Source organism: Dactylosporangium sp. NBC_01737, from assembly GCF_035963215.1.
Taxonomy (GTDB): domain Bacteria; phylum Actinomycetota; class Actinomycetes; order Mycobacteriales; family Micromonosporaceae; genus Dactylosporangium.
This window is the reverse complement of the sequence record NZ_CP109153.1, coordinates 2,569,977-2,595,213: the sequence shown is the minus strand read 5'-3', so window position 1 is coordinate 2,595,213 and position 25,237 is coordinate 2,569,977. Positions and strand designations below refer to the sequence as shown.

General features: G+C 72.3%; 27 protein-coding genes. 16 read left to right on the top strand and 11 right to left on the bottom strand.

Translation table 11 applies throughout. The annotated features are described in order from the left end of the window. Position 1: 1 nt before the first annotated feature. From OHA72_RS11320 to htpG, 6 genes are read right to left on the bottom strand one after another with little or no spacing between them, the layout of a single operon-like run. On the bottom strand, positions 2-1,294 hold the full coding sequence (locus OHA72_RS11320; RefSeq protein WP_327007801.1) for a vWA domain-containing protein: 1,293 nt from the start codon (positions 1,292-1,294) through the stop codon (positions 2-4). 58 nt (positions 1,295-1,352) lie between these two features. Next, positions 1,353-2,726 (bottom strand): hypothetical protein, encoded by a 1,374-nt coding sequence (locus tag OHA72_RS11315; RefSeq protein WP_327007800.1) that lies wholly within the window; start codon positions 2,724-2,726, stop codon positions 1,353-1,355. Next, a complete protein-coding gene (locus OHA72_RS11310; RefSeq protein ID WP_327007799.1) occupies positions 2,726-3,220 on the bottom strand; it encodes a hypothetical protein in 495 nt (164 codons plus the stop codon). The genes OHA72_RS11315 and OHA72_RS11310 overlap by 1 nt, the downstream gene beginning before the upstream one ends. A gap of 38 nt (positions 3,221-3,258) precedes the next feature. After that, positions 3,259-4,404: a phosphotransferase family protein gene (locus OHA72_RS11305; RefSeq protein WP_327007797.1), complete on the bottom strand. Its 1,146-nt coding sequence runs from the start codon at positions 4,402-4,404 to the stop codon at positions 3,259-3,261. A gap of 10 nt (positions 4,405-4,414) precedes the next feature. Next, positions 4,415-4,777 carry a nuclear transport factor 2 family protein gene (locus tag OHA72_RS11300; protein WP_327007796.1) on the bottom strand — a complete coding sequence of 121 codons (363 nt, stop codon included), beginning with the start codon at positions 4,775-4,777 and terminating at the stop codon, positions 4,415-4,417. Beyond that, a complete protein-coding gene (gene htpG / locus OHA72_RS11295; protein ID WP_327007795.1) occupies positions 4,774-6,624 on the bottom strand; it encodes a molecular chaperone HtpG in 1,851 nt (616 codons plus the stop codon). The genes OHA72_RS11300 and htpG overlap by 4 nt, the downstream gene beginning before the upstream one ends. A 65-nt stretch (positions 6,625-6,689) precedes the next feature. Here htpG and OHA72_RS11290 point away from each other — a divergent pair, with 65 nt between their 5' ends. The 3 genes from OHA72_RS11290 to OHA72_RS11280 all read left to right on the top strand — a co-directional run bounded on the left by OHA72_RS11290 (position 6,690) and on the right by OHA72_RS11280 (position 8,546). Then, a complete protein-coding gene (locus OHA72_RS11290; protein WP_327007794.1) occupies positions 6,690-7,031 on the top strand; it encodes a YciI family protein in 342 nt (113 codons plus the stop codon). Positions 7,032-7,096: 65 nt separating this feature from the next. After that, complete coding sequence (locus OHA72_RS11285; RefSeq protein WP_327011532.1) at positions 7,097-8,215, top strand: RNA polymerase sigma factor; 1,119 nt, start codon at positions 7,097-7,099, stop codon at positions 8,213-8,215. A gap of 22 nt (positions 8,216-8,237) precedes the next feature. After that, positions 8,238-8,546: a DUF5808 domain-containing protein gene (locus tag OHA72_RS11280; RefSeq protein ID WP_327007793.1), complete on the top strand. Its 309-nt coding sequence runs from the start codon at positions 8,238-8,240 to the stop codon at positions 8,544-8,546. On the opposite strand, the gene OHA72_RS11275 is transcribed toward OHA72_RS11280, so the two are convergent. Then, a complete protein-coding gene (locus tag OHA72_RS11275; RefSeq protein WP_442788562.1) occupies positions 8,499-9,485 on the bottom strand; it encodes a helix-turn-helix transcriptional regulator in 987 nt (328 codons plus the stop codon). The genes OHA72_RS11280 and OHA72_RS11275 overlap by 48 nt on opposite strands. Before the next feature lie 53 nt (positions 9,486-9,538). Between OHA72_RS11275 and OHA72_RS11270 the strand changes: the two genes are divergently transcribed. The 4 genes from OHA72_RS11270 to OHA72_RS11255 all read left to right on the top strand — a co-directional run bounded on the left by OHA72_RS11270 (position 9,539) and on the right by OHA72_RS11255 (position 15,132). Continuing rightward, positions 9,539-10,267 (top strand): alpha/beta fold hydrolase, encoded by a 729-nt coding sequence (locus OHA72_RS11270; protein WP_327007792.1) that lies wholly within the window; start codon positions 9,539-9,541, stop codon positions 10,265-10,267. A gap of 9 nt (positions 10,268-10,276) precedes the next feature. Further along, a complete protein-coding gene (locus OHA72_RS11265) occupies positions 10,277-11,221 on the top strand; it encodes a GlxA family transcriptional regulator (protein WP_327007791.1) in 945 nt (314 codons plus the stop codon). Between the two features lie 38 nt (positions 11,222-11,259). After that, the gene (locus OHA72_RS11260) at positions 11,260-12,201 is read left to right on the top strand and encodes a hypothetical protein (protein ID WP_327007790.1); all 942 of its coding nucleotides are present in this window, start codon (positions 11,260-11,262) and stop codon (positions 12,199-12,201) included. Positions 12,202-12,357: 156 nt separating this feature from the next. Further along, entirely contained in the window at positions 12,358-15,132 is a 2,775-nt protein-coding gene (locus tag OHA72_RS11255) for an ATP-binding protein (protein WP_327011530.1), read from the top strand. A gap of 237 nt (positions 15,133-15,369) precedes the next feature. Here OHA72_RS11255 and OHA72_RS11250 read toward each other — a convergent pair whose 3' ends face one another. Beyond that, positions 15,370-16,671 (bottom strand): carbohydrate-binding protein, encoded by a 1,302-nt coding sequence (locus OHA72_RS11250; RefSeq protein ID WP_327007789.1) that lies wholly within the window; start codon positions 16,669-16,671, stop codon positions 15,370-15,372. A 201-nt stretch (positions 16,672-16,872) separates the two neighbouring features. Between OHA72_RS11250 and OHA72_RS11245 the strand changes: the two genes are divergently transcribed. The 4 genes from OHA72_RS11245 (at position 16,873) to OHA72_RS11230 (ending at position 19,829) form a co-directional block, all read left to right on the top strand. Then, the gene (locus OHA72_RS11245) at positions 16,873-18,183 is read left to right on the top strand and encodes a helix-turn-helix domain-containing protein (RefSeq protein ID WP_327007788.1); all 1,311 of its coding nucleotides are present in this window, start codon (positions 16,873-16,875) and stop codon (positions 18,181-18,183) included. Further along, positions 18,176-19,015, top strand: a complete 840-nt coding sequence (locus OHA72_RS11240; RefSeq protein ID WP_327007787.1) for a helix-turn-helix domain-containing protein — start codon at positions 18,176-18,178, stop codon at positions 19,013-19,015. The genes OHA72_RS11245 and OHA72_RS11240 overlap by 8 nt, the downstream gene beginning before the upstream one ends. Positions 19,016-19,102: 87 nt before the next feature. Continuing rightward, positions 19,103-19,345, top strand: a complete 243-nt coding sequence (locus OHA72_RS11235) for a hypothetical protein (RefSeq protein ID WP_327007786.1) — start codon at positions 19,103-19,105, stop codon at positions 19,343-19,345. A 268-nt stretch (positions 19,346-19,613) separates the two neighbouring features. Continuing rightward, positions 19,614-19,829, top strand: a complete 216-nt coding sequence (locus OHA72_RS11230) for a tetratricopeptide repeat protein (RefSeq protein ID WP_327007785.1) — start codon at positions 19,614-19,616, stop codon at positions 19,827-19,829. An 11-nt stretch (positions 19,830-19,840) separates the two neighbouring features. Here the strand turns inward: OHA72_RS11230 and OHA72_RS11225 are convergent, their stop codons facing one another. Then, complete coding sequence (locus OHA72_RS11225; protein ID WP_327007784.1) at positions 19,841-20,305, bottom strand: PPOX class F420-dependent oxidoreductase; 465 nt, start codon at positions 20,303-20,305, stop codon at positions 19,841-19,843. Positions 20,306-20,364: 59 nt separating this feature from the next. Between OHA72_RS11225 and OHA72_RS11220 the strand changes: the two genes are divergently transcribed. The 5 genes from OHA72_RS11220 to OHA72_RS11200 all read left to right on the top strand — a co-directional run bounded on the left by OHA72_RS11220 (position 20,365) and on the right by OHA72_RS11200 (position 23,744). After that, on the top strand, positions 20,365-21,405 hold the full coding sequence (locus tag OHA72_RS11220; protein ID WP_327007783.1) for a suppressor of fused domain protein: 1,041 nt from the start codon (positions 20,365-20,367) through the stop codon (positions 21,403-21,405). 48 nt (positions 21,406-21,453) lie between these two features. Continuing rightward, complete coding sequence (locus OHA72_RS11215; RefSeq protein WP_327007782.1) at positions 21,454-21,825, top strand: VOC family protein; 372 nt, start codon at positions 21,454-21,456, stop codon at positions 21,823-21,825. A 959-nt stretch (positions 21,826-22,784) separates the two neighbouring features. Then, positions 22,785-23,033, top strand: a complete 249-nt coding sequence (locus OHA72_RS11210) for a hypothetical protein (protein ID WP_327007781.1) — start codon at positions 22,785-22,787, stop codon at positions 23,031-23,033. Then, positions 22,997-23,368 carry a hypothetical protein gene (locus OHA72_RS11205; RefSeq protein ID WP_327007780.1) on the top strand — a complete coding sequence of 124 codons (372 nt, stop codon included), beginning with the start codon at positions 22,997-22,999 and terminating at the stop codon, positions 23,366-23,368. Before OHA72_RS11210 ends, OHA72_RS11205 begins: the two co-directional genes overlap by 37 nt. Positions 23,369-23,567: 199 nt before the next feature. Further along, positions 23,568-23,744, top strand: coding sequence for a hypothetical protein (locus tag OHA72_RS11200; RefSeq protein ID WP_327007779.1), 177 nt, complete (start codon positions 23,568-23,570; stop codon positions 23,742-23,744). A gap of 16 nt (positions 23,745-23,760) precedes the next feature. On the opposite strand, the gene OHA72_RS11195 is transcribed toward OHA72_RS11200, so the two are convergent. Then, entirely contained in the window at positions 23,761-24,486 is a 726-nt protein-coding gene (locus OHA72_RS11195) for a GAF and ANTAR domain-containing protein (protein ID WP_327007778.1), read from the bottom strand. 40 nt (positions 24,487-24,526) lie between these two features. Continuing rightward, positions 24,527-25,153, bottom strand: a complete 627-nt coding sequence (locus tag OHA72_RS11190; protein ID WP_327007777.1) for a GAF and ANTAR domain-containing protein — start codon at positions 25,151-25,153, stop codon at positions 24,527-24,529. Positions 25,154-25,237: the final 84 nt, after the last annotated feature.

The following is a 25,237-nucleotide window of genomic DNA, read 5'->3' as shown; positions in this document are numbered from 1 at the left end:
CCTATGCCAGGAAGTTCTTGAGTTCGGTGACGAGCTTGCGGATGTGGCCGGACAGCACCGGCGCACCGAGATCCTTGAACCGCTGGCGGAACCAGGGGTTGACGCTCTGCTGGCCGCCGCTGCTGACAGAGCCGACGGGGATGAACTTGACCCCCGAGCGGTGCATCGCCTGCATCGAGTCGAACAGCGGCTGGGACTGCGACTCGTAGAAGTCCGAGATCCAGACGACGACCGTGTTGCGCGGGTCGGCGACCTTCGGCTGGGCGAGCGCCATGGCGACCGTGCCGTCGGTGCCGCCGCCGAGCCGGGTGCGCAGCAGCACCTCGAACGGGTCGTGCACCCACGGCGTCAGGTCCAGCGCCCGCGTGTCATAGGCGATGAGGTGCACGTCGACCTTCGGCAGCCCGGCGAAGATCGAGGCGAGGATGGTGCAGTTGACCATCGCGTTGACCATCGAGCCGGACTGGTCGACGACCACGATGAGCCGGGCCGGCGTGGTGCGCTTCGCGGTCTGCTTGTAGAAGAGCCGGTCGACGTAGAGCCGCTCGTCCTCGGGGCTCCAGTTGGTCAGGTTCTTCCAGATGGTGCGCTCGAGGTCGAGGTTGCGATAGACCCGTTTCGGCGGCACCGACCGGTCGATGACGCCGGCACTGCTCTGCTGCACCTGGGTGCGCAGCACCTCGGCGACCTCGTCGACGAACCGGCGGATCAGCGCCTTGGCGTTGGCGAGGGCGACGCCGGACAGGTTGTCCTTGTCGCGCAGCAGCTGCTCGATGAGCGACATGCTCGGGGTCAGCTGCTTGGCGAGGGCCGGGTTGGCGAGGACCTCCCGCAGGTGCATCCGCTTGACCAGGTCGCCTTCGAGCCCGCCGAGGACCCCGGCGAGACCGCCGGCGTTGGGCCGGCCGCGCAGCTCGCCCGGATCCATGCCCAGGGCCCGCTCGAACCAGCCGGCGTCGGCCTGCCAGTTGGACAGCTGGGTGGCGCTCACGTTGCCGCTGCCGGTGGCGAACACGTTGATGAGCAGCTTCGACACCAGCGCGGCGCGCCGGACCTCGTCGCCCTGCGGGGTGTCGTCGAAGGGCGCCATCAGCCCGTCGAAGGCACCCGCCAGGTCGGGGTGACGCTGCACCAGGTTGTCCACGGAGACGCCCGGGTCGAGCAGCGCCGCGGGCAGGCCGATGTCCTCGACGATGGCGACACTCGCCGCCTCGAGGGCATGCTGCTCGTCGGCCTCGAAGACGCGGGCCAGCATCCGCCAGTAAAGAACCTGGCGCCGATTCTCATCGCTCATGCCGCCACCTCCGCAGCGCTGCGGCATCGGCCCGAGCCGACACTGCGCTCCGGGCCGCTCATTTGCGCAGCAACCTTCCGGCGCGCTCGCGCAGCACCGCGACGGCGTCGCCGGCCGCCGCGGCCGCCTTGACCACCTTCGGGTCGGTGGGTCCGAGCGCCCAGTCGGTGGTGTGCACCGCCACGGGCTGGCGCTTGACCATGGTGAGCGCCGCGACCGGCTGCAGCGACCACCCGCCGTCATCCCAGCGCAGCAGCCCGATGCAGGCGTGCGAGGCGGCGACGAGCTGCGGGGTCAGCGGCCCGCACGACGGCAGCCTGCCGGTGTCGACGGCGATCGTCTGGTCGCCGAGCGTGAACGTGGCGTTCCCGGCCGAGTAGCCCTCGACGAACACCGGCTCGCCGATGCGGGCCGGGTGGCGCTCCAACGGCGGCACCGCCGGTGCGGCCGCGCCGGCGAGCAGCACCCGGGCGGTGGCGAACGGGTCCGCCGACGGTCCGGCCTTGGCCCGCGCGTCGCTCCAGACGAGGTCGCCGCTGTCGAGCAGCGGCATGTCGGTGACGTCGAGCGTCAACCGCTCGGCAAGCGCGCCGAGCAGCACCGGATGCGCCGCGAACAGCCGCCACACGGCGGGGCCGACGATGGTGTCGACCTTCGGCGCGGCGACGCTGGTGCGCACCAGTCGCGGCGCGGCGCCCGGCGTCTCCAGGATGCCGTGCACCTGGACCTGCACGGCGGTGGCGTGCTCGTGGACGTCGGCGCCGAGCAGCAGCAGCCGCCCGGTCACCGGCTCGGACAGGGTGGCCCGGCCGCCGTCCTGGGCGAGCAGCATCGCCCTGCTCCACAGGTCGCCCCAGCGCCGCACCGGCAGCCGATCCATCGTCGCGATGGGGCTGCAGGCGCGCAGCTCGGCGGCGAGCCCGTCGAGCAGCGTCGCGAGGCGCCGCAGCCGGGGCTCGGCCAGGGACGCCTCGATGATCTGCCCCGCGGCGGTGACCAGGTCGTGGTCGACGCCGCGCCAGCCGGTGATGGCGAGCTCCCGCAGCCAGGACCGGCTGCCGGCAAGCAGTTTGCCGGCGGCGGCGCCGTCGCCGGTGCGGCCCGGCCATGGCAGCCTGGTGCGCCCGAGCGCCGCGTCGGCCTGGCCGAGCAGCGCGTCGTGGACGGCGCCGAACAGCGCCGACCGGGCGCCGGCCAGGACGAACAGGTGCTCGTCGGAGACCGACCCGGCGGCGATCTTGTCGACGGCCTCGGTGACCCTGTCACGCAGCGGGCTGGCGGAGAAGGCGTCGGCGAGGCCGGCGAACGCCGACGGGGAGACCCTGGCCAGCCCGTCGACGAGGCCGTGGTCGAGGGAGCCGGCCAGCTCCAGCGCCTCGGGCACGCCCGCGGCGGGATCGGCGGTCAGCGCGCCGAGCTGTGTGGGAAGCATCAGCTCGCCGCCCCGACCGACGGGAACCAGTGCAGCTCGGGCACGGGCAGCGTGGTGTCGGGCAGCTCCAGATAGGCCAGGTGGCGCAGGAAACTGCTGAACACGGTCGCCGCCGGGGACGGCTCATGGTGCGCGCGCAGCCCGGCCGCGATGCTCCTGCCCTCCTCGACGTCGACGCGCAGATAGCGGGCGACCCGGTCGGCGCCATACTGCAGCACCGCCTCGTCGATCAGCGCCTGCAGGTGCTTGCACGGATAGGACCCGCGCAGCCCGCCGCAGGGCCGGTTGTTGTTGGTGCTGCAGCTCAAACCGTGGCTGCCCGCCCCGATCGAGGAGACATAGACCCGCTCCACGTCGGAGCCGCTCGACACGACTCCCTGCAACCGCCCGTCGGCAAGCTCGACGAACGGCACCTTGGCCAACTTGCGGGGCTTCACCGGCGGGATGATGGGCGCTACCGAGCGCCGCTCGGCATCCACAGGGTCCACAGCCATCGACCTCCAGCGTCGGACGATCCTTGACGCCGGTAGTTCTACAGCATCGGTACGACAAAATTTTCGACGGCCGCCTTCAGGCAGTTCGGAACGTCTTCAAGATGGTATGGCCATTCAGATGGCTCGATGTTCTCCAGAAATGCGCCGTAGACGACGGCACCCAGCAGCGGCGCGACGGGCCGCAGCAGCGCCACGGCGCGTAACGGGTCGCAGCCGGGCACGGCTGCGCGCCAGAGCGACGCCCATCGGTCCAGCAACGCCGTGGACGACGCGAGCCCGACGCTCAACCGCAGGATGTCGAACCCTGGATGGCCGAGGAAGGCGTCGCCCCAGTCCAGCGCGGCCGGCCGTACACCATCTGATGAACGCACGTTGCCAGGATGGAAGTCCCCATGGACCAGCGTCTCCGGCACGCCGCACGCGGCCAGCTGCGCCAACCGTCCGGGCAGCGCGGCGATGACCTCCTCAAGCCCGTCGATCCGGGCCAGCCACGGTGAGGCCACGGCGGTGATCTGCTCCAGCAGCAGCGGTCCCCGGCGGTCGCGGATGCCGTCCAGCCCCGGCCGATCGGCCAGGAACCGCACCTGGATGCCGTGCAGGAGCTCGGCCATCGGCAGCCGGTCGGCCTCGGGCGCGCCGAAGCGGTCCTCCCCCGGCAGATGCGACAGGAGCTGCCGGCCCTCACCGTCGGCGGCGAGCAGCGTCGGTGCCGCATCAGGCGCCACCGCGTTGACCCAGCGCAGGACCGCGGTCTCGCCGCGCAGGAACGTCGGCAGCTCCTTCAGCCACACCGTGCCGTCGCCGGTCTCCAGCCGCCACAGCGAGGAGAGGTTCCAGGTCTTGACCTGCACGGCCGCGGAGAAGGAACCGGCCCATCGCAGCGAGCGGGACGGCCCGCCGACCGAGGCGTAGGGCGCCCGCAGCGGGTGAGGCGCCAGATCGACCGAGGCAGGGGCCAAGGCGATCCCCACAGCAGAGGCCACCTCCGCCAGATAGGTCACCGCACCGCCGGGCTGCTCAGGCAGGGACGTCGACAGCAGCCGCAGGACGGTGACCGCGACCCCGAACCGCGACCGGGCGGCGGAGACCACCGAAGTGACCTCCGACCACCACGGCAGCTCGACCTCGAACGGCGGCAACGCACCCAGTACGTCGCCGCCGGACGAGACGAGCACGAGGGTCACGACCCGAGGGTCAGGCGCCACTGGCGTGCCCGGCAACCAGCTTCCACCCGGAGGTGAACACCCACGTGCGCGTGTAGCGGACCCGCATGTCGAACGCGACGCCGTTGAAGGTGCCCGCGAGGCGGCCGACGAACCAGGTCACCCCGGTCCGCCCGTCGACCAGCGACAGCAGGTCCTCCTCCCGCACCGCGGTCATCGTCTGCGCGCCGGTGCGGTGCAGGCGCAGGTCGTCCTCCTTGCCGTACAGCAGGCCGTCGGGACCGGTGAAGATGAGCCGCTCGTCGATCAGCTCGTCGAGCACCGCCACGTCACCTGCCAGCTGCGCGGCCTGCAGGCGCCGCTCCGCGACCAGCAGGCTCTCCGGTGTCGTCACAGCGACCGCGCCAGCCGGTCGGCGACCAGCCGGGTGAAGCGGGCCGGGTCGGTGAGCTCCCCGCCCTCGGCGAGCAGGGCGACGCCGTACAGCAGCTCCGCCGTCTCCACCAGGCCGGCGTCGTCCGGGGCCGCGGCGTGTGCCGAGCGCAGGCCCGTGACCAGGGGATGCGCCGGGTTCAGCTCGAGGATCCGCTTGGTGCGCGGCATCTCCTGGCCCATCGCCCGGTACATCTTCTCCAGCGTCGGCGTGATGTCATGCGCGTCGCCGACGATGCACGCCGCCGACGTGGTGAGCCGCGAGGAGAGCCGGACCTCCTTGACGTCGTCGGTGAGCTTCTCGCCGAGCCAGGTCAGCAGCGGCGCGAACTCCTCCTGCTGCTCGGCCGGCGTGTCCGACGCGCCGAGGTCGACCTGGCCCTTGGCGATCGACTGCAGCGGGTGGCCGTCGAACTCGTTGATCTGCTCGACCCACACCTCGTCGACGGGGTCGGTGAGGATCAGCACCTCATATCCCTTGTCGAGGAACGCCTCCATGTGCGGCGAGTGCTCGACCATCGCGCGGGACTCACCGGTCATGAAGTAGATGTCCTTCTGCTCCTCCTTCATCCGCGACACGTAGTCGCGCAGCGAGGTCAGCCCGCTTCCCGCCGTGGACGGCAGGAGAAGCAGGTCGAGCAGGGTGTCGCGGTTGTCGGCGTCGTCGAGCAGACCCTCCTTGAGGGCCCGGCCGAACTCGCCCCAGAACGTGCCGTACCGCTCGGCGTCCTTCTCCCGCAGGTCGGTGAGCGTCGACAGCACCTTCTTCACCAGGCGGCGGCGCACGGCCTGGATCTGCCGGTCCTGCTGCAGGATCTCCCGGGAGATGTTGAGCGACAGGTCGTGCGCGTCGACGACGCCCTTCACGAACCGCAGGTACTGCGGGGTCAGCGCCTCACAGTCGTCCATGATGAAGACGCGCTTCACGTAGAGCTGCACGCCGCGCTTGCCGTCGCGCGTGAACAGGTCGAACGGTGCCCGCGACGGGATGAACAGCAGCGCCTCGTATTCGAAGGTGCCTTCCGCCTTCATGTGGATCGTCTCGAGCGGATCGGTCCAGTCGTGCGAGACGTGCTTGTAGAACTCGTGGTATTCCTCGTCGCTGACCTCGCTGCGGGGCCGGGCCCAGAGCGCTTTCATCGAATTCAGCGGCGTGTCGGAACCCTCCATGCGGATGGGCCAGGCAATGAAGTCCGAGTAACGCTTGACGATCTCGCGGATCTTCCAGTCGGCCGCGTAGTCGTGCAGCTGATCGTCGGTGTCCTCGGGCTTGAGGTGCAGCGTGACGGACGTGCCCTGCGGCGCGTCGTCGGCGGCCTCGATCTCGTAGGTGCCCTCGCCGGTGGACTGCCAGCGGGTGCCCCCGGTCTCGCCGGCCCGCCGGGTCACCAGCGTGACCTTGTCGGCGACCATGAACGTCGAGTAGAACCCGACGCCGAACTGCCCGATCAGCTCCTGCTTGGCGGCCGCGTCCTTCGACTCGCGCATCTTGCGCAGCATCTCGGCGGTGCCCGACTTCGCGATCGTGCCGATGAGCTGGATGACGTCGTCGCGGGACATCCCGATCCCGTTGTCCCGGACGGTCAGCGTCCGCTCCTCGGTGTCGACCGCAAGGGTGATGTGCAGGTCGTCGGTGTCCGCGACGAGATCCTTGTCGATCATCGACTCGAGCCGGAGCTTGTCCAGCGCATCGGATGCATTGGAGATCAGTTCCCGCAGGAAGATGTCCTTGTTCGAGTAGATCGAGTGGACCATCAAGTGCAGGAGCTGCCGCGTCTCGGCCTGAAACTCCAGCGTTTCGCTGCTCACGTGAAACCCCTTCCGTGAAGATGCCGCAGAAAAGAATACGTGGGTGCTGCGGTACAAAGGTGACCATGAGGCAGTACATGCTCAGCGTGATCGAACCGAGCGAGGGTGAGCCGCCGTCGCCGCAGGAGATGGCGGCCATCGACGCCGACGTCGCGGCGTTCGACCGGCGGCTGCGCGACGCCGGCGTGTGGGTGTTCTCGGGCGGGCTGTTCCCGCCCGCCGCCGCCACCGTGCTGCGGCCGAAGGACGACGGGGTGCTGCTGAGCGACGGGCCGTTCATCGAGGGCAAGGAGCACCTCGGCGGCTTCTGCGTCATCGCCGTCGAGGATCTCGACGAGGCCCTGGAGTGGGCCGGCAAGGCGATGCTCGCCACCCGCCTGCCGATCGAGGTGCGGCCGTTCCGGTGACGACGGACCCGGTCGAGCGGGCCTTCCGGGAGCAGTACGGCCGCGCGGTCGCCGTCCTGGTCCGGATGCTCGGCGACATCGATCTCGCCGAGGAGGCGGTCCAGGAGGCGTTCGCCGCGGCGGTCCAGCACTGGGCGCGGGAGGGCCCGCCGCCCAGCCCGGCCGGCTGGATCATCACCACCGCCCGCAACCGCGCCCTCGACCGGCTGCGCCGCGAGGCGAAACGCGATGACCGGCACCGCGAGGCGGCCCTGCTGCGCGACACCACCCCTTCGGAGGAGCCGCCCGACCGCCTCCGGCTGCTCTTCACCTGCTGCCATCCGGCGCTGTCGGCGACGGCGCAGGTGCCCCTGACCCTGCGGCTGCTCGGCGGCCTGAGCACCGCGGAGATCGCGCACGCGCTGCTGGTGCCGGAGGCGACCGTCGCACAGCGGATCGTCCGGGCGAAGCAGAAGATCCGCGACGCCGGGATCCCGTACCGCGTGCCGCCGGACGACCAGCTCCCCGAGCGGCTGCGACCCGTCCTCGCCGTCGTCTACCTGATCTTCAACGAGGGATACTCAGCCAGCTCCGGCCGCCTGCTGATCCGCGACGACCTGTGCGCGGAGGCGATCCGGCTCGGCCGCCTGCTGCACGATCTGATGCCGAACGAGACCGAAGTCACAGGCCTGCTCGCGTTGATGCTGCTCACCGAGGCGCGCCGGCCCGCACGCACCGGAACCGGCGGCGAACTCGTCCTGCTGCGCGACCAGGACCGCGGCCGGTGGGACGTCAGCCTCATCGCCGAAGGCCACCTGCTCGTCAGGCGGTGCCTCGCTCGCGACCGGCCCGGTCCCTATCAGCTGCAGGCCGCGATCAACGCCGTCCACACCGACGGACCCGGCACCGACTGGCAGCAGGTGTTGCAGTTGTACGACCAGCTCCTGCACCTTGCTCCGACCCCGGTCGTGGCGCTCAACCGGGCGGTCGCCGTCGCGGAGGTGGCCGGTCCGGCCGCCGCACTGGACCTGGTCGAGGCGCTGGACCTGCCCCGTTACCACGTCTTTCACGTGGTCCGGGGCGACCTGCTGCGCCGGCTCGGCCGCGAACCGGAGGCACAGGAGGCGTTCCGCCGGGCGGCCGATCTCACCGGCAACGATGTGCAGCGGTCATACCTTCAGGCACGCAGCTCTTCCGAACGGTGACAAGCGGTGGCACGCTCGAATGGTGAACCTAGCCTTGGCCGAGCTCCTCGCGATCGCCTTCATGGTCGCTGTCCTCGCCCTCGCGATCGTCGCGGTCCCCGCACCCAAGCGTCGCGACGGCGGCAACGCCCGCGGGATGAGCGCCGACCCGCGCGCCTGGCGCGGCAACTTCTACGTCAACCCCGACGATCCCGCCTTGTTCGTCCCGAAGCGCCAGGGCGCCGGCTGGACCCTCAACCTGGCCCACAAATGGACCTGGCGGCTGATCTGGCTGACGATCGGTTCACTGGTCGCCATGGTCGTCCTCAACACCACCCTCGTCCACGACTGAGCCGTGCCCGGCGGCCCGCTCCAGGCGGCGGGCCAGCGCAAGGACCTCGCGGCGCAGCTCGTCGGGGCGGCGCACGGTGAAGTCGCAGCCGAGGCCGGCCAGCAGCTGGGCCATGCCGTCGAGCCGCTCGGCGCGGCAGGTCAGCAGGACGCCGCCGGGGTGTTCGGCGAGGGTGCCGACGACCGCGGGGATGCGGCGGGCGGCGTCGGCGAGCCCGGTCCGCAGCAGCACCTCCACGTCGTGCCGGTAGGGCACCGCGGCCAGCCCGGCCACCACATGGGCGATCGGATCGAAGGCGGCGGGCGGCTGGAAGTACACCTCCAGGCCCTTGATCGAAGCGATCCGGTCCAGCCGCAGCGTGCGGATCTCGCCGCTGCGATGATCATGACCGGCGGTGTACCACCGTCCGTTGTGGACGACGACGCCATACGGGTCGAAGTCGCGTTCGGTGTCCTCGCCGCGCCAGGACCGGTAGGTCACCCGGATCCGGCGGTGGGAGCGGGTCGCCTCGCCCAGCGCGAGGAGGTGGCCGGCCGGCGGCGGTGTCGCGGCGCGGACGGGCGCGGTGAAGCCGAGCGTCTCGCGGACCGCCTGGACCCGTTCGCGCAGCTTCGCGGGCAGGACCCGCTCGATCTTGGCGAGCGCGAGCGGCGTGGTCACCCCTTGCCGGGCGGCGATGAGCAGGCCGAACACGACCGCGACCGCCTCGTCGTCGGTCAGCATCAGCGGGGGCAGCTTGTAGCCGGGTAGCAGCCGGTAGCCGCCGTATCTGCCGCGCTCCGCCTGGACCGGCACCCCCAGGTCGGCGAGCGTGCCGGCGTACCGCCGCACGGTCCGGCCGTCCACGTCGAGGCGCCGGGCCAGCTCAGGGCCGGTCAGGCCGGGCTGCGCCTGCAGCAGCTCCAGCATGGCGAGGACCTTTTCGGTGGACTGTGCCACTGCTCCTGTATATCAGGGCGGAATCGGCCCGGATTCGGTCCTACGGTCGTGGCATGACGAACTTCATCCTGGTGCCGGGCATGTGGCTGGGTGGTTGGGCGTGGGACGCGGTCGCCACGCGGCTGCGCGAGGCCGGCCACGACGTGACCGCGCTGAACCTCGACCTGACCGCGGACGCGACCCTCGACACCCACATCGAGCAGGTGACATCCGCCGTGGTCGGCGTTTCGGATGTGGTACTGGTGGGGCACAGCTACGGCGGTCTGCCCGTCCGGGGCGCGGCCGATCGGCTGCCCGGCGGCGTTGCCCGCGTGATCTATGTGGACAGCGGCCCGGTGCCCGACGGGATGTCGCAGGCCGACATGGGTGGACCGCCCACTGTGGACGGCGCGTTCATCCCGCCGCCCTCGTTCGACCCGGCCGATGACCCGGTGCAGTTCGCGGGGCTCGAGGGCATGACCGGATGGATCCGGGCGCGGGCGGTCCCGCACCCCGTCGCCAGCGCCGTGTCGCCGCTGAAGCTGGGCAGCGCCGCGCAGCCGCCGACGGACCTGGTGTGCACGACGTTCTCGGCGTTGGTCGTCCAGCAGATGATCGAGGAGGGGCACCCGTTCTTCAGCGGACTCGACCGGCGTGACTACCGCGTCCACGAGCTGCCCACCGGGCACTGGGCCATGTTCAGCCGGCCGGACGACCTCGCGACCCTCCTGGACTCGCTCGTTTCCGGCCAGCCCGGCGCGGGTTTCGGCCAGGGCGGTGGCGGTTTCGACCCCCGGCGGTAGGTTCTGGCCATGCGGACGGTGGCGGTGCTGGCGCTGGACGGGGTGATCCCGTTCGACCTGGCCACGCCGCTGGAGGTCTTCGGGCGTTCAGTGCTGCCGTCGGGGCGGCCCGCGTACCGGGTGGTGGTGTGCTCACCGTCACATTCGGTCTCGGCGGGCGCGTTCCGCTTATCGGATTTGTCTGATTTGTCGGTCATGCGGGAAGCGGCGACGGTCATCGTGCCGGGCTGCGCCGATCCCGCCGCGGCGGTGCCGCCGGACGTGCTGGACGCGTTGCGGTCGGCCGCCGCGGCTGGGTCCCTGCTCGCCTCGATCTGTTCGGGGGCGTTCATCCTCGCCGCGACCGGGCTCCTCGACGGCCTGCGGGCGACCACGCACTGGGCCGCCGCCGCGCAGCTCGCGGCGGCGTTCCCGGCCGTCACCGTGGACCCCGACGTCCTGTACATCGACAACGGCCAGGTCCTCACGTCGGCCGGCGCGGCCGCCGGCCTGGACCTGTGCCTGCACCTGATCCGCCGCGACCACGGCTCCGCGGTCGCGGCCGACGCCGCCCGGCTGTCGGTGATGCCGCTGGAGCGCGAAGGCGGGCAGGCGCAGTTCATCGTGCACGACCAGCCGCCGACCCCGCAGGGCGCCGAGCTCGAGCCGCTGCTGCGCTGGATGCAGGACAACCTGGGCCGGGAGCTCACCCTGGACCGGCTCGCCGCGCGGGCCGGCATGAGCGTGCGCACCCTCAACCGGCGCTTCCGCGACCAGACCGGCACGACCCCGCTGCAATGGCTGCACCGGGCGCGGATCCGGCGGGCGCAGCACCTGCTGGAGGCGACCACCGACCCCGTCGAGCGCATCGCCGCTCAGGTCGGGTTCGGCTCGCCTACCGCATTCCGGGACAGGTTCAAACGCATCATCGGTACTGGTCCGCACGCATATCGACGGGCCTTCCGGGGCGCGTGAGCCGATTTTTTGTCGGGGGGTAGGTGCAGACTGCAAGCATGGGTCCGGGGAGTCGTGGTCGTAGCCACAAACGCAGACATCGCCAGCAGTCCGTCCACCGCCGCACGCCGCACCGGCGGGCTCCTTCGAGCGCGGCCGGCCCGCCGGGCCTGTTCGCCGCCGTCGTCGGTGACGTCGACCCCCTTCTGCGACGCATCCTCGGCGGCCCCGCGGCGCTCGTCCCCGACGACGACCCGACCGACGCGGAGTTCGCCGGTGCGGCGTTCGTGTCGATGGCCGCGCTCACCATCGGCGACCCGATGGCCCGCGTCACCGCCGGCGGCACCCTTGAGGCGGTCCTGCTCTCCGACGTGATCCCGAGCTTCGAGCAGGCGGCCACGCCCATGGCGCCCGCGGTCGTGCTCGGCCTCGGCAGCGTCGCGGGCGGCCGGGTCGCCGCCGCGGCCGCCGCCGCCGTCGAGCGGATGGTCGCCGCCGGCGCGCACCGCCCCGTCTGGTCGCCCGAGCTCGCCGGGCCGTTGCGCGCGGGCGGCTGCCACCGCCTCGTCGCCGCCGACGGCACCACCGTCGGGCTGGGTTTCTCGGTCGCCCGCGCCGGCTGGACCCGCTCCGTCGAGTGCTATCTGGATCGCACCGACGGCCGGCTCATCCGCACCTACCTGACGTTTCTCGTCGGTGTCGGCTCCCCGGCCCACGAGCAGCAGCTCGGCGTCCGGCGCCACCTGCACGAGGCCATCCGCGCCGTCCGCGAGGACGTGCCGCCGGCGGACTTCCGCGCCCTGGTCGAGGACGCCCTGGAGCGCAGCGACGCCCACGACCGGCACCGCCCGACGCCGCTGATCGACCCGTTCGTCTTCGCGGGCGACCATCTGGCGTCGCCGATCGACGACGCACCGGCGAGCCCGCTGACGCGCACCGTCACGCCGCTGCTGCGGGCCTGGATGCGCAGCCTCCCCCGCGAGATCCGCAGGTTGCAGTGACGGGCCACAATGGCATCGTGCGGGACGAGCGGTAGTTTCCACGGGGCGAGCGGCAAGTTTTCCGGACGAGCGGCAGATCTGCGGCTCCGCGGCGGGTTCGCGGGGCGGCGGCGGGTTTGCCGCGAGTGGCAGGCGAGGATCGCAGCAGTGGACGACATGCAGGGCAGCTCCGCGACGGTGACGACCATGCCGCAGCTCGCGAACCTCCTGCGCGGCCTGCGCCGCCGGCAGTCCCGCAGCACCGGCCGTCCCCCGCTGACCTATCGGCAGCTCGCCGCCCGCACCGGCTGGTCGCACGGGATCATCGGCGAGTATCTGGCCGGCCGGGTCCTGCCGCCGACGGACCGCTTCGACGCCCTGGTGCGGCTGCTCGGTGCCACCCCGGCCGAGCAGGTCGCCCTGGCCTCGGCCCGCGACCGCGTCGAGGAGCAGCGCGCCGCCGCGGAGCACCCCGATCAGCGTCCGCGAGACTGGTCCGGGGTCGCGCCGCGGCAGCTGCCCGCCGACCTGACCACGTTCGCGGGCCGGACCTGGCAGCTCGCCCTGCTCGACCGGCTCACCGCCGAGCGGCGCCCGATCGTGCTGTCCGGCACGGCCGGCGTCGGCAAGACCGCCCTCGCCGTGCACTGGGCACATCAGGTCGCCGCGCTGTTCCCCGACGGCCAGCTGTTCCTCGACCTGCGCGGCTTCGGCCCCAGCAGCCGCGACCCCGTCGCCCCGCTCGACGCGCTCGGCGTCGCGCTCGGCCTCCTGGGCGTCCCACCCGCCCAGGTGCCGGCGGAGCCACAGTCGCGCGCCGCGCTGTACCGCGGCCTGCTGCGCGACAAGCAGATGCTGATCGTCCTCGACAACGCCGCGACCGCCGAGCAGGTCCGCCCCCTGCTCCCCGGCAGCAGCGCCAGCCTCGCCCTGGTCACCAGCCGCGTCGACCTCCCCTCCCTCGTCACCGCCGACGGCGCCCGCCCCGTGACCCTCGACCTGCTCGACGCGGCCGACGCCCGCACCCTGCTCGCCGGCCGCATCGGCGCCGCCCGCACCGCCCGCGAGCCCGAGGCCGTCGACAGCATCGTCGCCGCGTGCGCCGGCCTGCCCATCGCCCTGTCCGTCGTCGCCGCCCGCGCCGCCCTGCACCCCGACTTCAGCCTCGCCGCGATCGCCGCCGACCTGTCCAGCGCCCACGGCCGCCTCGACGCGCTGCGCTCCGACGACCCGAAGGCCGACGTCGAGACCGTGTTCTCGTGGTCGTATCAGCGCCTCACCCCGCCGGCCCAGCGCCTGTTCCGCCTCGGCGGCCTTCACCCGAGCCCCGAGCTGGACATCCCCGCCGCCGCGGCCCTCGCCGACCTGCCCGTCGACGCCGTCCGCCCACTCCTCGCCGAGCTCGTCCGCGCCCAGCTCATCATCGAGCCCCGCCCCGGCCGCTTCGGCATGCACGACCTGCTGTGCGCCTACGCGTACGGCCTCGCCCACGCCGACGAGCCCACCCCGGCCCGCGCCGCCGCCCGCCGCCGCCTCATCGAGCACTACACCCGCACCGCCACTACAGCCGCCATGCTCCTCAACCCTTCCCGCCATCCAGCCGGCCTCCACCCCCACCCCACCTCACCGCCACCCGAGCCGACATCACCCACGACACAACCCCGGCCAACGCGGCCCGCCGCACGACCCGAACCAGAACCGCCCACCACGCAGGTCCGACCCGCACAGCCCGCCACGCGGCCCGAGCCCACGCCACCCACCACACAACTCCGGACAGCGGGGCCCGAACCCGAGCCGGCCGCCACCCAACTGCGGGCCGCAAGCCCGGCCCAGCAAGCCGAGCCGCAGACACCCACGACGCAACTCCGGCCGACGCGCCCCACCCCGCAACCCCTGCCGGCTCCGCAGTCCGAGCCCGCGCCGCATCAGTCGGCGCGCTCCGGCGGGCGAGGCGCGCCCGACCAGTCGGAATCCAGCGGTGCGGAACCTTCAGCGGACTGGGCACCGACGCACGGCGGCCATCGCGACGCGGCGGCGATCGAGGGCCTGGACGGCGAGCCCACCGACGAAGCCGCGGCCGCGGAATGGTTCGCGGCGCACCGGCGGGCGCTCATCGGGGCGGTGCAGGTGGCGGTGGCGTGCGGGCTCGACCGGGAGGTGTGGCGGCTGGCCTGGGCCATGGCCGATCATCTCGACCGCGGCGGGCACTGGGGCGACTGGATCGCGACGCAGCGGGCCGCCGTCGGCGCCGCCGAGCGGCTGGGTGACACGGCGGCGCTCGCGCTGGCGCACCGCAGCCTGTCCGGTGGGTACATCCGAAGTGGGCGGCACGTCGAGGCGCGGCGGCATCTGCTGGTGGCGTTCGACCTGTTCGTCGAGCTGGCGGACCACGCCGGGGCGGCCAGGTGCCAGCACGCGCTGGCCTGGTTGCTGGAGACGCAGGACCGGTTCGCCGAAGCGGTCGCGCACGACGAGCGGGCGTTGGACCTGTTCCGGCTGGCCGACGACCCGGTCGGGCAGGCCAGGGCGCTCAACTCGGCCGGCTGGCACCATGCCCGGCTCGGCCACCACGACCTGGCGCTCGAATGCTGCGAGGAGGCCCTCGAGCTGCAGCGCGGGCTCAGCGACGCCGCGGGGATCGCCGCGACCCTGGACAGCCTCGGCTACGTCCACCACGGGCTCGGTGAGCACGACCAGGCGATCGAGTGTTACCAGGAGGCGCTGCTGCTGTACGCCGAACAGGGCGACCGCTTCAACGAGGCTGACACCTCGATCCGGCTCGGCGACACCTGGGCCGCGGCCGGACGGTGGGACATGGCCCGCGAGGCGTGGCTGCGTGCCGTCGAGACGCTCGACGGTCTCGCCCATCCGAAGGCCGCCGAGGTACGGGCCAGGCTCAAGGTCCTCGACACACCCACGGTCGACGAGCTCCGGTGGCCCGTCACCACCTGACAACGCTGCAACCGCCGGGGACGACGATCACCGCAAACGCGCCGCCCGCAGCAACGGGCCACCGGTGCAGGCCGCCCGAGGCGAGCAGCCCGGGGCGAGCCGCCCAACCAGCACAACCCGGCAGCGATCGTGCCCGACCACCGGCCGCCACCCCCACGATCCTGGACAGCGTTGGACAGCGGCACGCGGAGCGGGCCCGACGACGTTGGCGGGCCCGCTCCTCCCCATTCCCGCGAACTAGGACCACAAAGCCGGGACGTTCGGCGGCTCCCAGCCGACCTGCGAGGTGTGTCCTTGCAGGCAGCGGTAGGACCGGCCGCCGTAGGTGACGGTCGCGCCGGTCGCGTATGCGGTGTTCGGCGCCCACGTTCCGCCCTGCGGCGGGGTCGTCGTGGCCGTCGCGGTGGGGCCCGGGCCGCCACCCGAGGTGACGAGGGCCAGCCCGTAGGCCTGCAGGATCTCGTTGACGGGCTGGTAGTACATCGTGCCGCCGGAGGTGCAGTTGCCTGAGCCGCCGGAGGTCACGCCCTGCGCCTGGGTGCCGGACAGCCAGGAGCCGCCGGAGTCGCCGGGTTCGGCGCAGGCGTTGGAGCGCACGAGCCCGGTCACGGTGCCCTGGGAGTACGTGACGGACGCGTTCTTCTGCTGGATCGTGCCGCAGCGCCAGCCGGTGGTGGAGCCGGAGCGGCAGACGGACGCGCCGACAGCCGCCTCGGTGGAGCCGGCCACGGCGACGGTGCCGCCGCTGTAGTTGTTCACCAGGCCGCGTGGGATGTTGCCGGCGTCGACCTGTACCCAGGAATAGTCGTTGCCGGGGAAGCTCGAACCGCGGAACGTGCCGCTCGGCTGGGTGGTGCGGGCGCCGGTGGTGCCGCAGTGGCCGGCGGAGACGAAGCCGCCGTTGACGGAGAAGCCGATCGAGCACCTGGTGCCGCTGCCGATGTAGTACGCGTTGCCGCCGACCACGTCGATGTATGGCTTCGGGTCCTCGCTGGTCGCCTCGACGCGGACCGCGGCCGGGTCGACGGCGGCCGCCGCCAGGAAGCCCGCCGCCGCGGATCCGAGGACGACGACGGTGTTGGCACGCAGGTCGGCGTACCAGCCCTTGACGGTGCCCGGCGCGACGGCGGCATGCTGGTCGAGGCGGGCGACGACGTCGTTGAGCTGCGCTTCGCTGCGGCTGACGAGGACAGGGGTGGCGCCGAGGTTGCGCACCGCCTTCTGCTGCACGAGGTCGGTGACGCCGACGGCGACCGACCGGCCGTCGGCGGTGACCCAGGTGCCGCCGTAGCCGGCGCCGAGGGTCTTGCGCAGGACCTGCTGGGTGGTCGCCGCGCGGCTGTCGAGGGTCAGCCGGTCACGGGCCTGCGCGGGGGTGAGGTGCAGGTCGCGTTGCAGGGCGCTGAAGACGGCGGGTGCCACGCCGGGCGGCGGCGCGGCGGCGGTGTCGGTGGCGGCGAGGGCGTTGTGGGTGAGTACGCCGGTCGTGACCAGGGCGGCGGTCACGGTGACGGACAGCACCAGGGCAGTTCTGCGCATCGCAGTTCCTTCCCGGAGGGAGCAACAGAGCGTGGGGGTGGTGGCCGGCATCGGGGCGGGGGAGGCTCCAAGCACCCCGACGCCGGAGACTGTGGGAGGTGCGCAACTGGCGTGTTAACTCCAGTTACCGTCATTGTTGCGTGAACGCTAGGACTCATACAGGCGGCTGTCAATACGCAGTTGATGTGGGAAGGTGGCGCGGTGACAGAGGACGAGCCCCTCGGCGCGCGGATCAGGCGGCTGCGCCTCGAACGCAGGCTGACGCAACGGGAGCTGGCCGAGCCGCGGTACACCCGCGCGTTCCTGGCCGCCATCGAGGCGGGCGTGCGCGTCCCGACCGCCGAGACACTCGCCCACATAGCGGGAACGCTCGGGGTCGACGCCGACGACCTGCGCCACGGCCGACCGGCCGACGTGGCCGGCACGCTGGCGGCCGTGCTCGCCGAGGCGCGCCGTGAGCTGTCCAGGGGGAGGATCGCCGACGCCGCGGCGAAGGTGGCCGACGTCGAGCGGCTGGCCCGCCGGTACGCGCTGGCCGAGCTCCAGTGCCGCGCCGTCCACCTCGCCGGAGACGTCGACCTGCACAGGGGCGACGTGAGTGCGGCGATCCAGCGGTACACCACGGCGAAAACGCTGCTCGAGCCGCAGCACGTGACGCTGCGCGCCGCCGTGGTCGCCCGCGAGGCCTACTGCCTACAGATCACCGGCGCGACCGGCGAGGCGATCACGCTGCTCGAAGCGGAGTTGCGCGGCGTCCGCGCCGCCGCCGACCCCGATCCCGACGCGCAGATCCGGTTGACCAGCGCGCTGGTGTACACATTTCTCGAGCTGGACTGGCGCGAACGGGCCCGCCGCCTTGAGCGCGAAGCGCTGCCGCTGCTGCCGCGGGTGCGCAACCGCGAGTGGCTCGCGCAGTTCAGCGTGACGGTCGCCCAGCTGCGGCGCGACCACGATCTCGCCGACACCGAGCGGCTCCTCGGCGAGGCCCTCGCCGTCTACACCGACCTCGGCCTCACCCGCGAGATCGGCATCTGCCAATGGGCACACGGGTACGTGCTGCGCCGCGTCGGGCGGATCGGTGAGGCCGCCGCACGGTTCGAGCAGGCCCGGGCCATCCTGCTCGAGGTCGGCGCCGTGCAGGACCTGGCCGGCGCCACCCTCGAACTGGCCGAGGCCCGCCGGCTCGACGGCGACCTGGACGAGGCGGAGCGGCTGGCCACCGAGGCCGCCGGCATCTGCCACCGCACCCGGCACCAGGAGTGCATGGCCGAGGCGGACCGGATCCTGGGCCGGATCGCCGGCACCCGCGTTCCCGGTGACCCGATCGCCGATCAACTCCTCAGCAGCGCAGCCGATCGTTACGCGGAGTCAGGACTCACTGCCGAACTTGTGACGACGAGCCGCTTGCTGGGCAAGCAGCGGCGTGCTGCCGGTAACGTCGAGGGTGCGGCGGAGAGCTTCCGGCGGGGCCTGCTCGCCGCCGCCCATCCGCTGGTGACGCCCCATGAGTGACGGCATCGGCGGGCGGATCCTGGCCCTGCGCACCGGCAAGGGCCTGACGCAGCGCGACCTCGCCGAGCCCAACTACACCGCCGCCTATGTCTCGTCCGTCGAAAACGGTCACCGCGTCCCGTCCAACGACGCCCTCGCCCATTTCGCCAGCCGCCTGTCCGTCGACGTCACACAGCTCACCACCGGCCGCCACCCTGGCGACGCACTGTCCATCGAGATCGACCTGCTGCAAGAACAACAACCGCGGCTCTGGTACGACCAGCGCGCCGCCGACCCGCACGAGCCCCCGACCCGCCGGGCGTGGGCGGAGGTCGTCCTGGGCCGCCGATGCCTGGCCGCCGCGGCACCCGACGATGCCGCCGCCCACTTCGAGCGGGCCCGCCGCCACATCCCGCCGACCCTCGCCCACCTTCGGACCCCGGCCGTCGTCGGGCTCGCCCTGTGCGCACGAGTGCAGGGCGACCCGGGGTATGCCGCGTACCTGCTGACCGGGTTCCGCGACGAGCTGCACCGCGCCGGGCTGCCGGATCCCAGCTCGGCGCTGGCGATCCACGCGGTGCTCGCCCTGTGCCGGTCCGACCTGGGCGAGGACGCCACCGGCGCCGCGGACACGGCCCTGGCCCTCGCCGGACCGGGCGGCGCCGGCGTGATCGAGGCGCAGCTGGCGACGGCCGGACCCTCGCCGCGTCGAGCCACCTGCCCGAGGCGCGAGCGGCTCTGGCTGCGGCGGCCGCCGCGGTCCTGGAGTCGTGGCTGGCGGACGAGATCGCCGGTGCACACCGGATCCGGGCGCGGGCGCGGCTGTCGGCGGGTGACCTGGCCGGTGCCCTGACCGACCTGACCGCGGCGCGGCGGCGGTCGGCGGGGCCGGCGGCGTTGGACGCGCTGGTCGATCTGGCGGAGGTGCATCGTGCGCTGGGTGACCCGGCGACGGCTCGGATCCTGCTGTCCGAAGCCGACCGGCTCTCTGCCCCGGCCGCTGCGGCTGCCCCTGCCGCTGGCCCTGCCGCTGGCCCTGCCGCTGGCCCTGCCGCTGGCCCTGCCGCTGGCCCTGCCGCTGGCCCTGCCGCTGGCCCTGCCGCTGGCCCTGCCGCTGCTCCTGCCCCTGGCCCTGCCGCTGCGGCTTCCCCGCCGCTGCCCGTGCGGCTGCCGCTGTCCCTGACGCTGGCCCTGCCAATGCGGCTGCGGCTGCGGCTGCGGCCGCCCCTGACGCTGGCGGCGGCGCTGAAGGCGGTGGCGGTAGCGGTGGCGATCCCGGCGACGGCGGCGACCGCGGCGGCAAGCCTGGTAGCGGCGGGTCTCCGACCGGCCCCGACGGCGCCGTCGTCGACGGATCAACGGCCGACGTCGACGGCAAGCTCCTGCCCGGCACAGGCCACAACGCCGCCGGCGGATCGGCGGCCGATGTCCGGCGGGCGCGGGCGCACCGGGTGCATGCCCTGCTCAGCCAGGACGCCGGCGACCTCGACGCCGCCGAACGGCATCTCCGCGCCGCGATCGTCATCCACCGCCGGACCGGCCCGCGGCGGGAGCTCGCCCAGCTCTCACTCGACCTGGCCGACCTGCTGACCGCGATGCGCCGCCCCGACGACGCTCTCACCGTCCTCGCCGACGGCCTCGCCGCCGTGGATGACCAGGCCGGATAGCCGCGTCCGGGTCAGTCCGCGAGGCGGGCCGGGAACCCGCCCGTGGCGATCGGCCCCCACGACTCGATGGTGACGCGCAGCAGCGACTTGCCCTGCTGGCGCATCGCCTCGCGGTACTCGTCCCAGTCGGGATGCTCGCCGGAGATGCAGCGGAAGTACTCCACCAGCGGCTCCATCGCCTCCGGCAGGTCCAGCACCTCGGCGACCCCGTCGACCTGGACCCAGGGACCGTTCCACTCGTCGGAGAGCACGACGACGGAGACCCGGCTGTCGCGGCGGGCGTTGCGGGCCTTGGCGCGCTCGGGGTACGTCGAGATCACGATCCGCCCCTGCGCGTCGACGCCGCTGGCGACCGGCGAGGCCTGCGGGCGGCCGTCGGCGCGGGTGGTGATGACCAGCGCCCGGTGCCGGCCTGAGAGGAATTCGATCAGTTCGGAACGGCTCACGTCAGTGTTTGTCGCAATGGTACGGCCCATGCCTCAACCCTAATCGCACCAAGGGTTGAAGGATTTCTGAACTGTGGTTAGGTCGGCTGGTGACCTCCGACGCACCCGGCTGGGACGCCATCGACGCCGCGCTCGACCGCCTTTACCCCGGCATCGAGCCGAAGCACTACGCCACGCTGCTCAAATGGTCGCTCGGCGGCCCCGATCCGCTGGACGGCATCAGCTTCTACGCCCGCGAATCGCCGGTGCCGCACTGGCACATCGTCAGCTACGGCATGAGCGAGCTGTATTCGGCGCCGAATCCCGACGCGGAGTGGTCCGGCTGGGGTTACGAGTTCACGTTCAGGGTGCGCCGCGAGCCGGGCGAGACCGAGCCGCCGGTCTGGGCCGCCAACTTCCTGCAGAACCTGGCCCGCTACAACTTCAGCAGCGGCAACGGTTTCGCGCCCAACCACCAGATGGATCTCAACGGGCCGATTGCGCTGGAGTACCAGACGCCGATCCGTGCCATCGCATTCGTCGAGGACCCGGAGCTCGGCGTCATCAACGCCCCGTTCGGCAAGGTGCGGTTCCTGCAGATCTTCGGCATGACCCTGGACGAATACGCGGCCACCCAGACGTGGAGCGTGGAGGCCGTGCTCAACCTCGCCGTCGGATACGCGCCGCTGTTCATCACCGACCTGCGCCGCAAGTCCCTCACCGACATCCCCGCCTTCGCCGACAAGGTCGCCGCCGGCCGCCGCCGCGACGGCTCATCCACCGGCAGCCTGGCCGTCGCCGAGTTCGCCTGGCTCCCCGACGGCGACGGCTTCCGCCTCGTCATCGGCGCCCACGCCGTCGAGCGCATCGCCGCGATCCTGCGCGGCCGCCTGCGCTTCGGCCGGACCCTCATCGTCGACGGCCCCGACAGCAGCGTCGAGTTCTCGTCAGGCAGCTTCGCCCTCGGCACCAACAGTGACCCCGTCCTGTTGAAGATCGTCCTCACGGACGAGGCCCTGGACCACCTGACCGGTGTCCTGGTCCCCTTGGCCGGCGTGTCCCCCGTCCCAGAGGCCCCGGGCCTGATCGTCGACGTCCGCCCAACCCTCATCCGCGACGGCGACGGCAACGTGGTCGAACGGATCGGCTGAGGCCCTCGATCCGGGAGAAAATGTCGGTCGTCTCCATAGACTGGAGGCATGCTTGACCACATCGGGATCCAGGTCGCCGACCTGACAGCCAGCAAGGCGTTCTACGACGCGGTCCTCGCACCGCTCGGCGCAAAACGCATGATGGAGTTCCCCGGCGTCGCCGGTTACGGCGTCACCAAGCCCGACTTCTGGCTGGGCCCGGTGACCGTCGACGGCGTCCAGCGCGAGCTGCACGTCGCCTTCGCCGCCACCGACCGCGCGACGGTCATCGCCTTCCACGAGGCAGGCGTCGCCTTCGGCGCCGAGGTCCTCCACGCCCCCCGTGTCTTCCCCGAATACCACCCCGACTATTTCGGCGCCTTCCTCCGCGACCCCGACGGCAACAACGTCGAAGCCGTCTGCCACCTACCGGCCTCGTAACCTCCAACCCACCACCCACGCCGACGCGTCCCCCACCCCCTCCCGCCGCGCGATCCCGCTTTCCACAGAGCGCGGCACGGTTCGCGGGAAGCACAGGTGTCGTTTCGCGAAAGCGCGGCGCCATTCCTGCGACAGGGACGTCGCCTGCCGCCACGCACGTCGTGGCACGCCTCGTCCGAAGCGCGGCACCGTCCTGCGCAAAGGACGGTTGTCGTTTCGGGAAGCGCGACGCCGTTTTCGCACGCGGGGACGCCGCCAGCAGCCACGCGAGTCGCCACGGGCCTCGTCCGAAGTACAGCGCGGTTCGAGCGCGGTGCGGGCGCCGTGTCGCAAACCCGCGGCGCCGTTCGCATGACAGGAACGCCGTCTGCCGCCACGCTCGTCGTCGCACGCCTCGTTCGAAGCGCGGCACCGTCCCATGCAAAGGACGGTTGTCGTTTCGGGAAGCGCGGCGCCGTTTCGCACGCGGGGACGCCGCCTGCCGCCACGCTCATCGTCACGGCCTCGTCCGAAACGCGGCGCCGTTCGCGTGACTGAGACGCCGCCCGCCGCCACAGGCCTTGTGGCGGCATGTGTCATCCCGCCGCCGTCCCTGCGCTGCCGGACCGCGCAGTGCTCCCGCAGTGCTCCCGCACCGCCGCAGCTTCCCCCGATCGCTCGCCCGGGGACGACCGCGACGGTCAGCGGGTCGGCGACGCCGGGCACGGAGCCGACGGCGGCGCCGACCAAGGCGGCGTCCGACGGCAGGATCAGCCAGACGGACCTCGGCAACGCGGCGCTCGACCTGCCGAAGTGGGCCGACCCGGACCTGAACCAGCAGCTGTGCCCGAGCGGGCAACGGCAGTTCAGCAAGGGCAGGACGAAGGCGTCCGACGAGGTTGCCGAGCTCTCGCGGATCGGTGTCACCTCGATCAAGAAGGTGGTCTACGCCGACGTCGACAACGACGGGGCGGCCCGAGGTGATCCGCGACATCCGCGTCGCCGGCGCCTCGGTCGAGGCGGAGCTCGGCGATCGGGTGATCTGCTGCATCGACGACGAGCAGCCGGTGACGGACTACCACTGGCGCGCGTACTCGTGGGCCGGCGCGGCGTTCGCGCAGACCGGCGGCCCGACGGCGATGCCGCAGAACCCGCGGCTGACCGACCTCGGCGTGAAGCTCGCGGACACTCCGTGCGCGTCAACGGCGCCGAGATCACCGGGACGCTGACCGCGACGACCCACAACGCCGGTCCGACGGCGCAGCAGCCGGTGCTCCGGCTCAGGGTGCCCAACGGGATCTCGCTGAAGAACCCGCCCGGCAACTGCCGGCTCATCGACAACTTCGAGGTCACCCTCCGCTGCGAGCTGCCGAAGCTCCAGGTCGGCAAGGACACCAAGGTCGACTTCACCGGGACGTCGGCCACCTTCCCCGCCGGCGCCCAGATCGAGACGGTGATCCACGTGTTCACCAGCATCACGGACAGAGAGCACGACGACACGGACTGCTACGGCGACGTTGACGGCCGGGACAACTTCAAGTCGTTGAAGCTGACCGTCACCTGATCAATGCGAGCACCGCGGCACCCGATACCGCGGCCCGGCGACGCCACACGTCGCCGGGCCGCGGGCGTCACGGCGGGGCGGGCGTAGAATCGACACAGGCGCCCGGAACCGGGCGACGTTCTCCTTTGGCCGCACCGTAGACGGTGATCCCCGGCTGACTGATGACCACCGTCCAGCAGTCACCATTTCGGGAGTAACCATGACCGTCGCGAAATCCAAGATCCTTGCCATCCTGCGCAGTCGCGGGCAGAACGACCGGGCGGACTGGGTCGACCGGACGATGCCGGACGAGATCGACACCGCCAAGAACTCGGGCCTGCTCAACCTGCTCAAGCTCGACGTGGCCGACCTGACCCGAGAAGAAGAGCCGGCCTGAGCGGAAAGCCGGCAAGCTAGGCGGTCAGGTCGCCCAGGCCACGCATGTCGGTGACCGCGACGCGCGCGACCTCGCCGAGGCGGCGGTTGGTGCGCCGGGCGTTGGCGCGCAGCAGCTCGAAGGCCTCGTCCACGGAGATGTGGAATGCCTGGGCGACGGCGCCCTTGGCCTGCTCGATGACGATGCGGCTGTTCAGCGCGCCCTGCAGCTGCTCGGTGAGCAGCTCGCCACGGCGGATCGCGCGTTCCTGCAGCAGGCCGATGGCGGCCACGTCGGCCATCGCCTGGATGATCTGCACGTCGGCGTCGTCGAACACGGCGTTCTGGGTACCGAAGAGGCCCATCGCGCCGATGACGTCCTCCCGCAGGCGGAGCGGAAACGCGTGCACGGAGCAGAACCCGGCGGCGCTCGCGTAGGCGGCGAAGCGGGGCCAGCGGTCACCCGCGGCGCGCAGGTCGGCGTTGACGACGGCGGAGGCGGTGCGGAACGCGTCCAGGCAGGGTCCGTCGCTCCACTGCAGCTGGAACACCTCGAGCAGCTTGGCCGACTCGTCGGAGGCTGCCATGAACTGCAGCCCGCCCCGCTGGTCGGCGAGGAGCAGGCCCACCGTGGTGTCGTCGACGAGGCTGGCCGCCCGGTCGGCGAGCATCTGCAGGAACTCGATCAGGTCGAACTCGGCGACGAGGGTGTCGGCGACCTCGACGAAGATCTCCGCCAGCCGTTGCTCGGATACGGTGGTCATGACAGCTTCCCGGCCTTCCCTGCGGATGTCGTGTGGTCGGTCATGGGCGCCCGATGTCGAAGCGCAGCCGCCGGGCCACGATGTCAGCGGCCACCTCGCTCAACGGACGGTTCTCGGCGTAGGCGTGTGCGCGGATCCGGACCATGGCCTCGGCGAGCGCGACGCACAGCTGGACGCTGACCATCCCCTGCGCCTGGAAGAGCTCGGCCCGGTGCCCGACGCCCGCGCCGTCACCGCGCTCCTGGCCGTCCAACAGCAACGTCACCATCTGGTCGGCGACGGTGAGGGCACGACCGAGGTCGGCCCGGGACAAGGGGCCGGGGCTGGTCCGGAGCACGTCGACCACGCCCAGCCGGGCCGCGCCGATCTGCAGCGGGAAGGCGAACACGGCGCTGATCCCCTCGGCCCGCACGGCGGGGGCGTAGACCGGCCACTGCCGGGCGGCGCCGTCGGTGAGATCGGACACCAGCACCGGGAGGCCGCTGGCGAACGCGTCGATGCACGGACCTTCCCCGTAGGTGAACTGGAGGTCCTCGACCATTGCGGTGTGCGCGTCGGACGCGGCTGCCATGCCGTGGACCCCGTCGTCGGCCATCACGCTCACCCCGACGCCTGAGGCGGACAGTGCCCGCACGGCGTCGATGCAGGCCCGCTCCAGATCAACCATGACACCCGCCTCCGGCACGCCGCCGCAACCAGCACTGGGCCCGCACAGCTGAAGGACGCTGCCGGGCACCTGGGCAGCCGGACG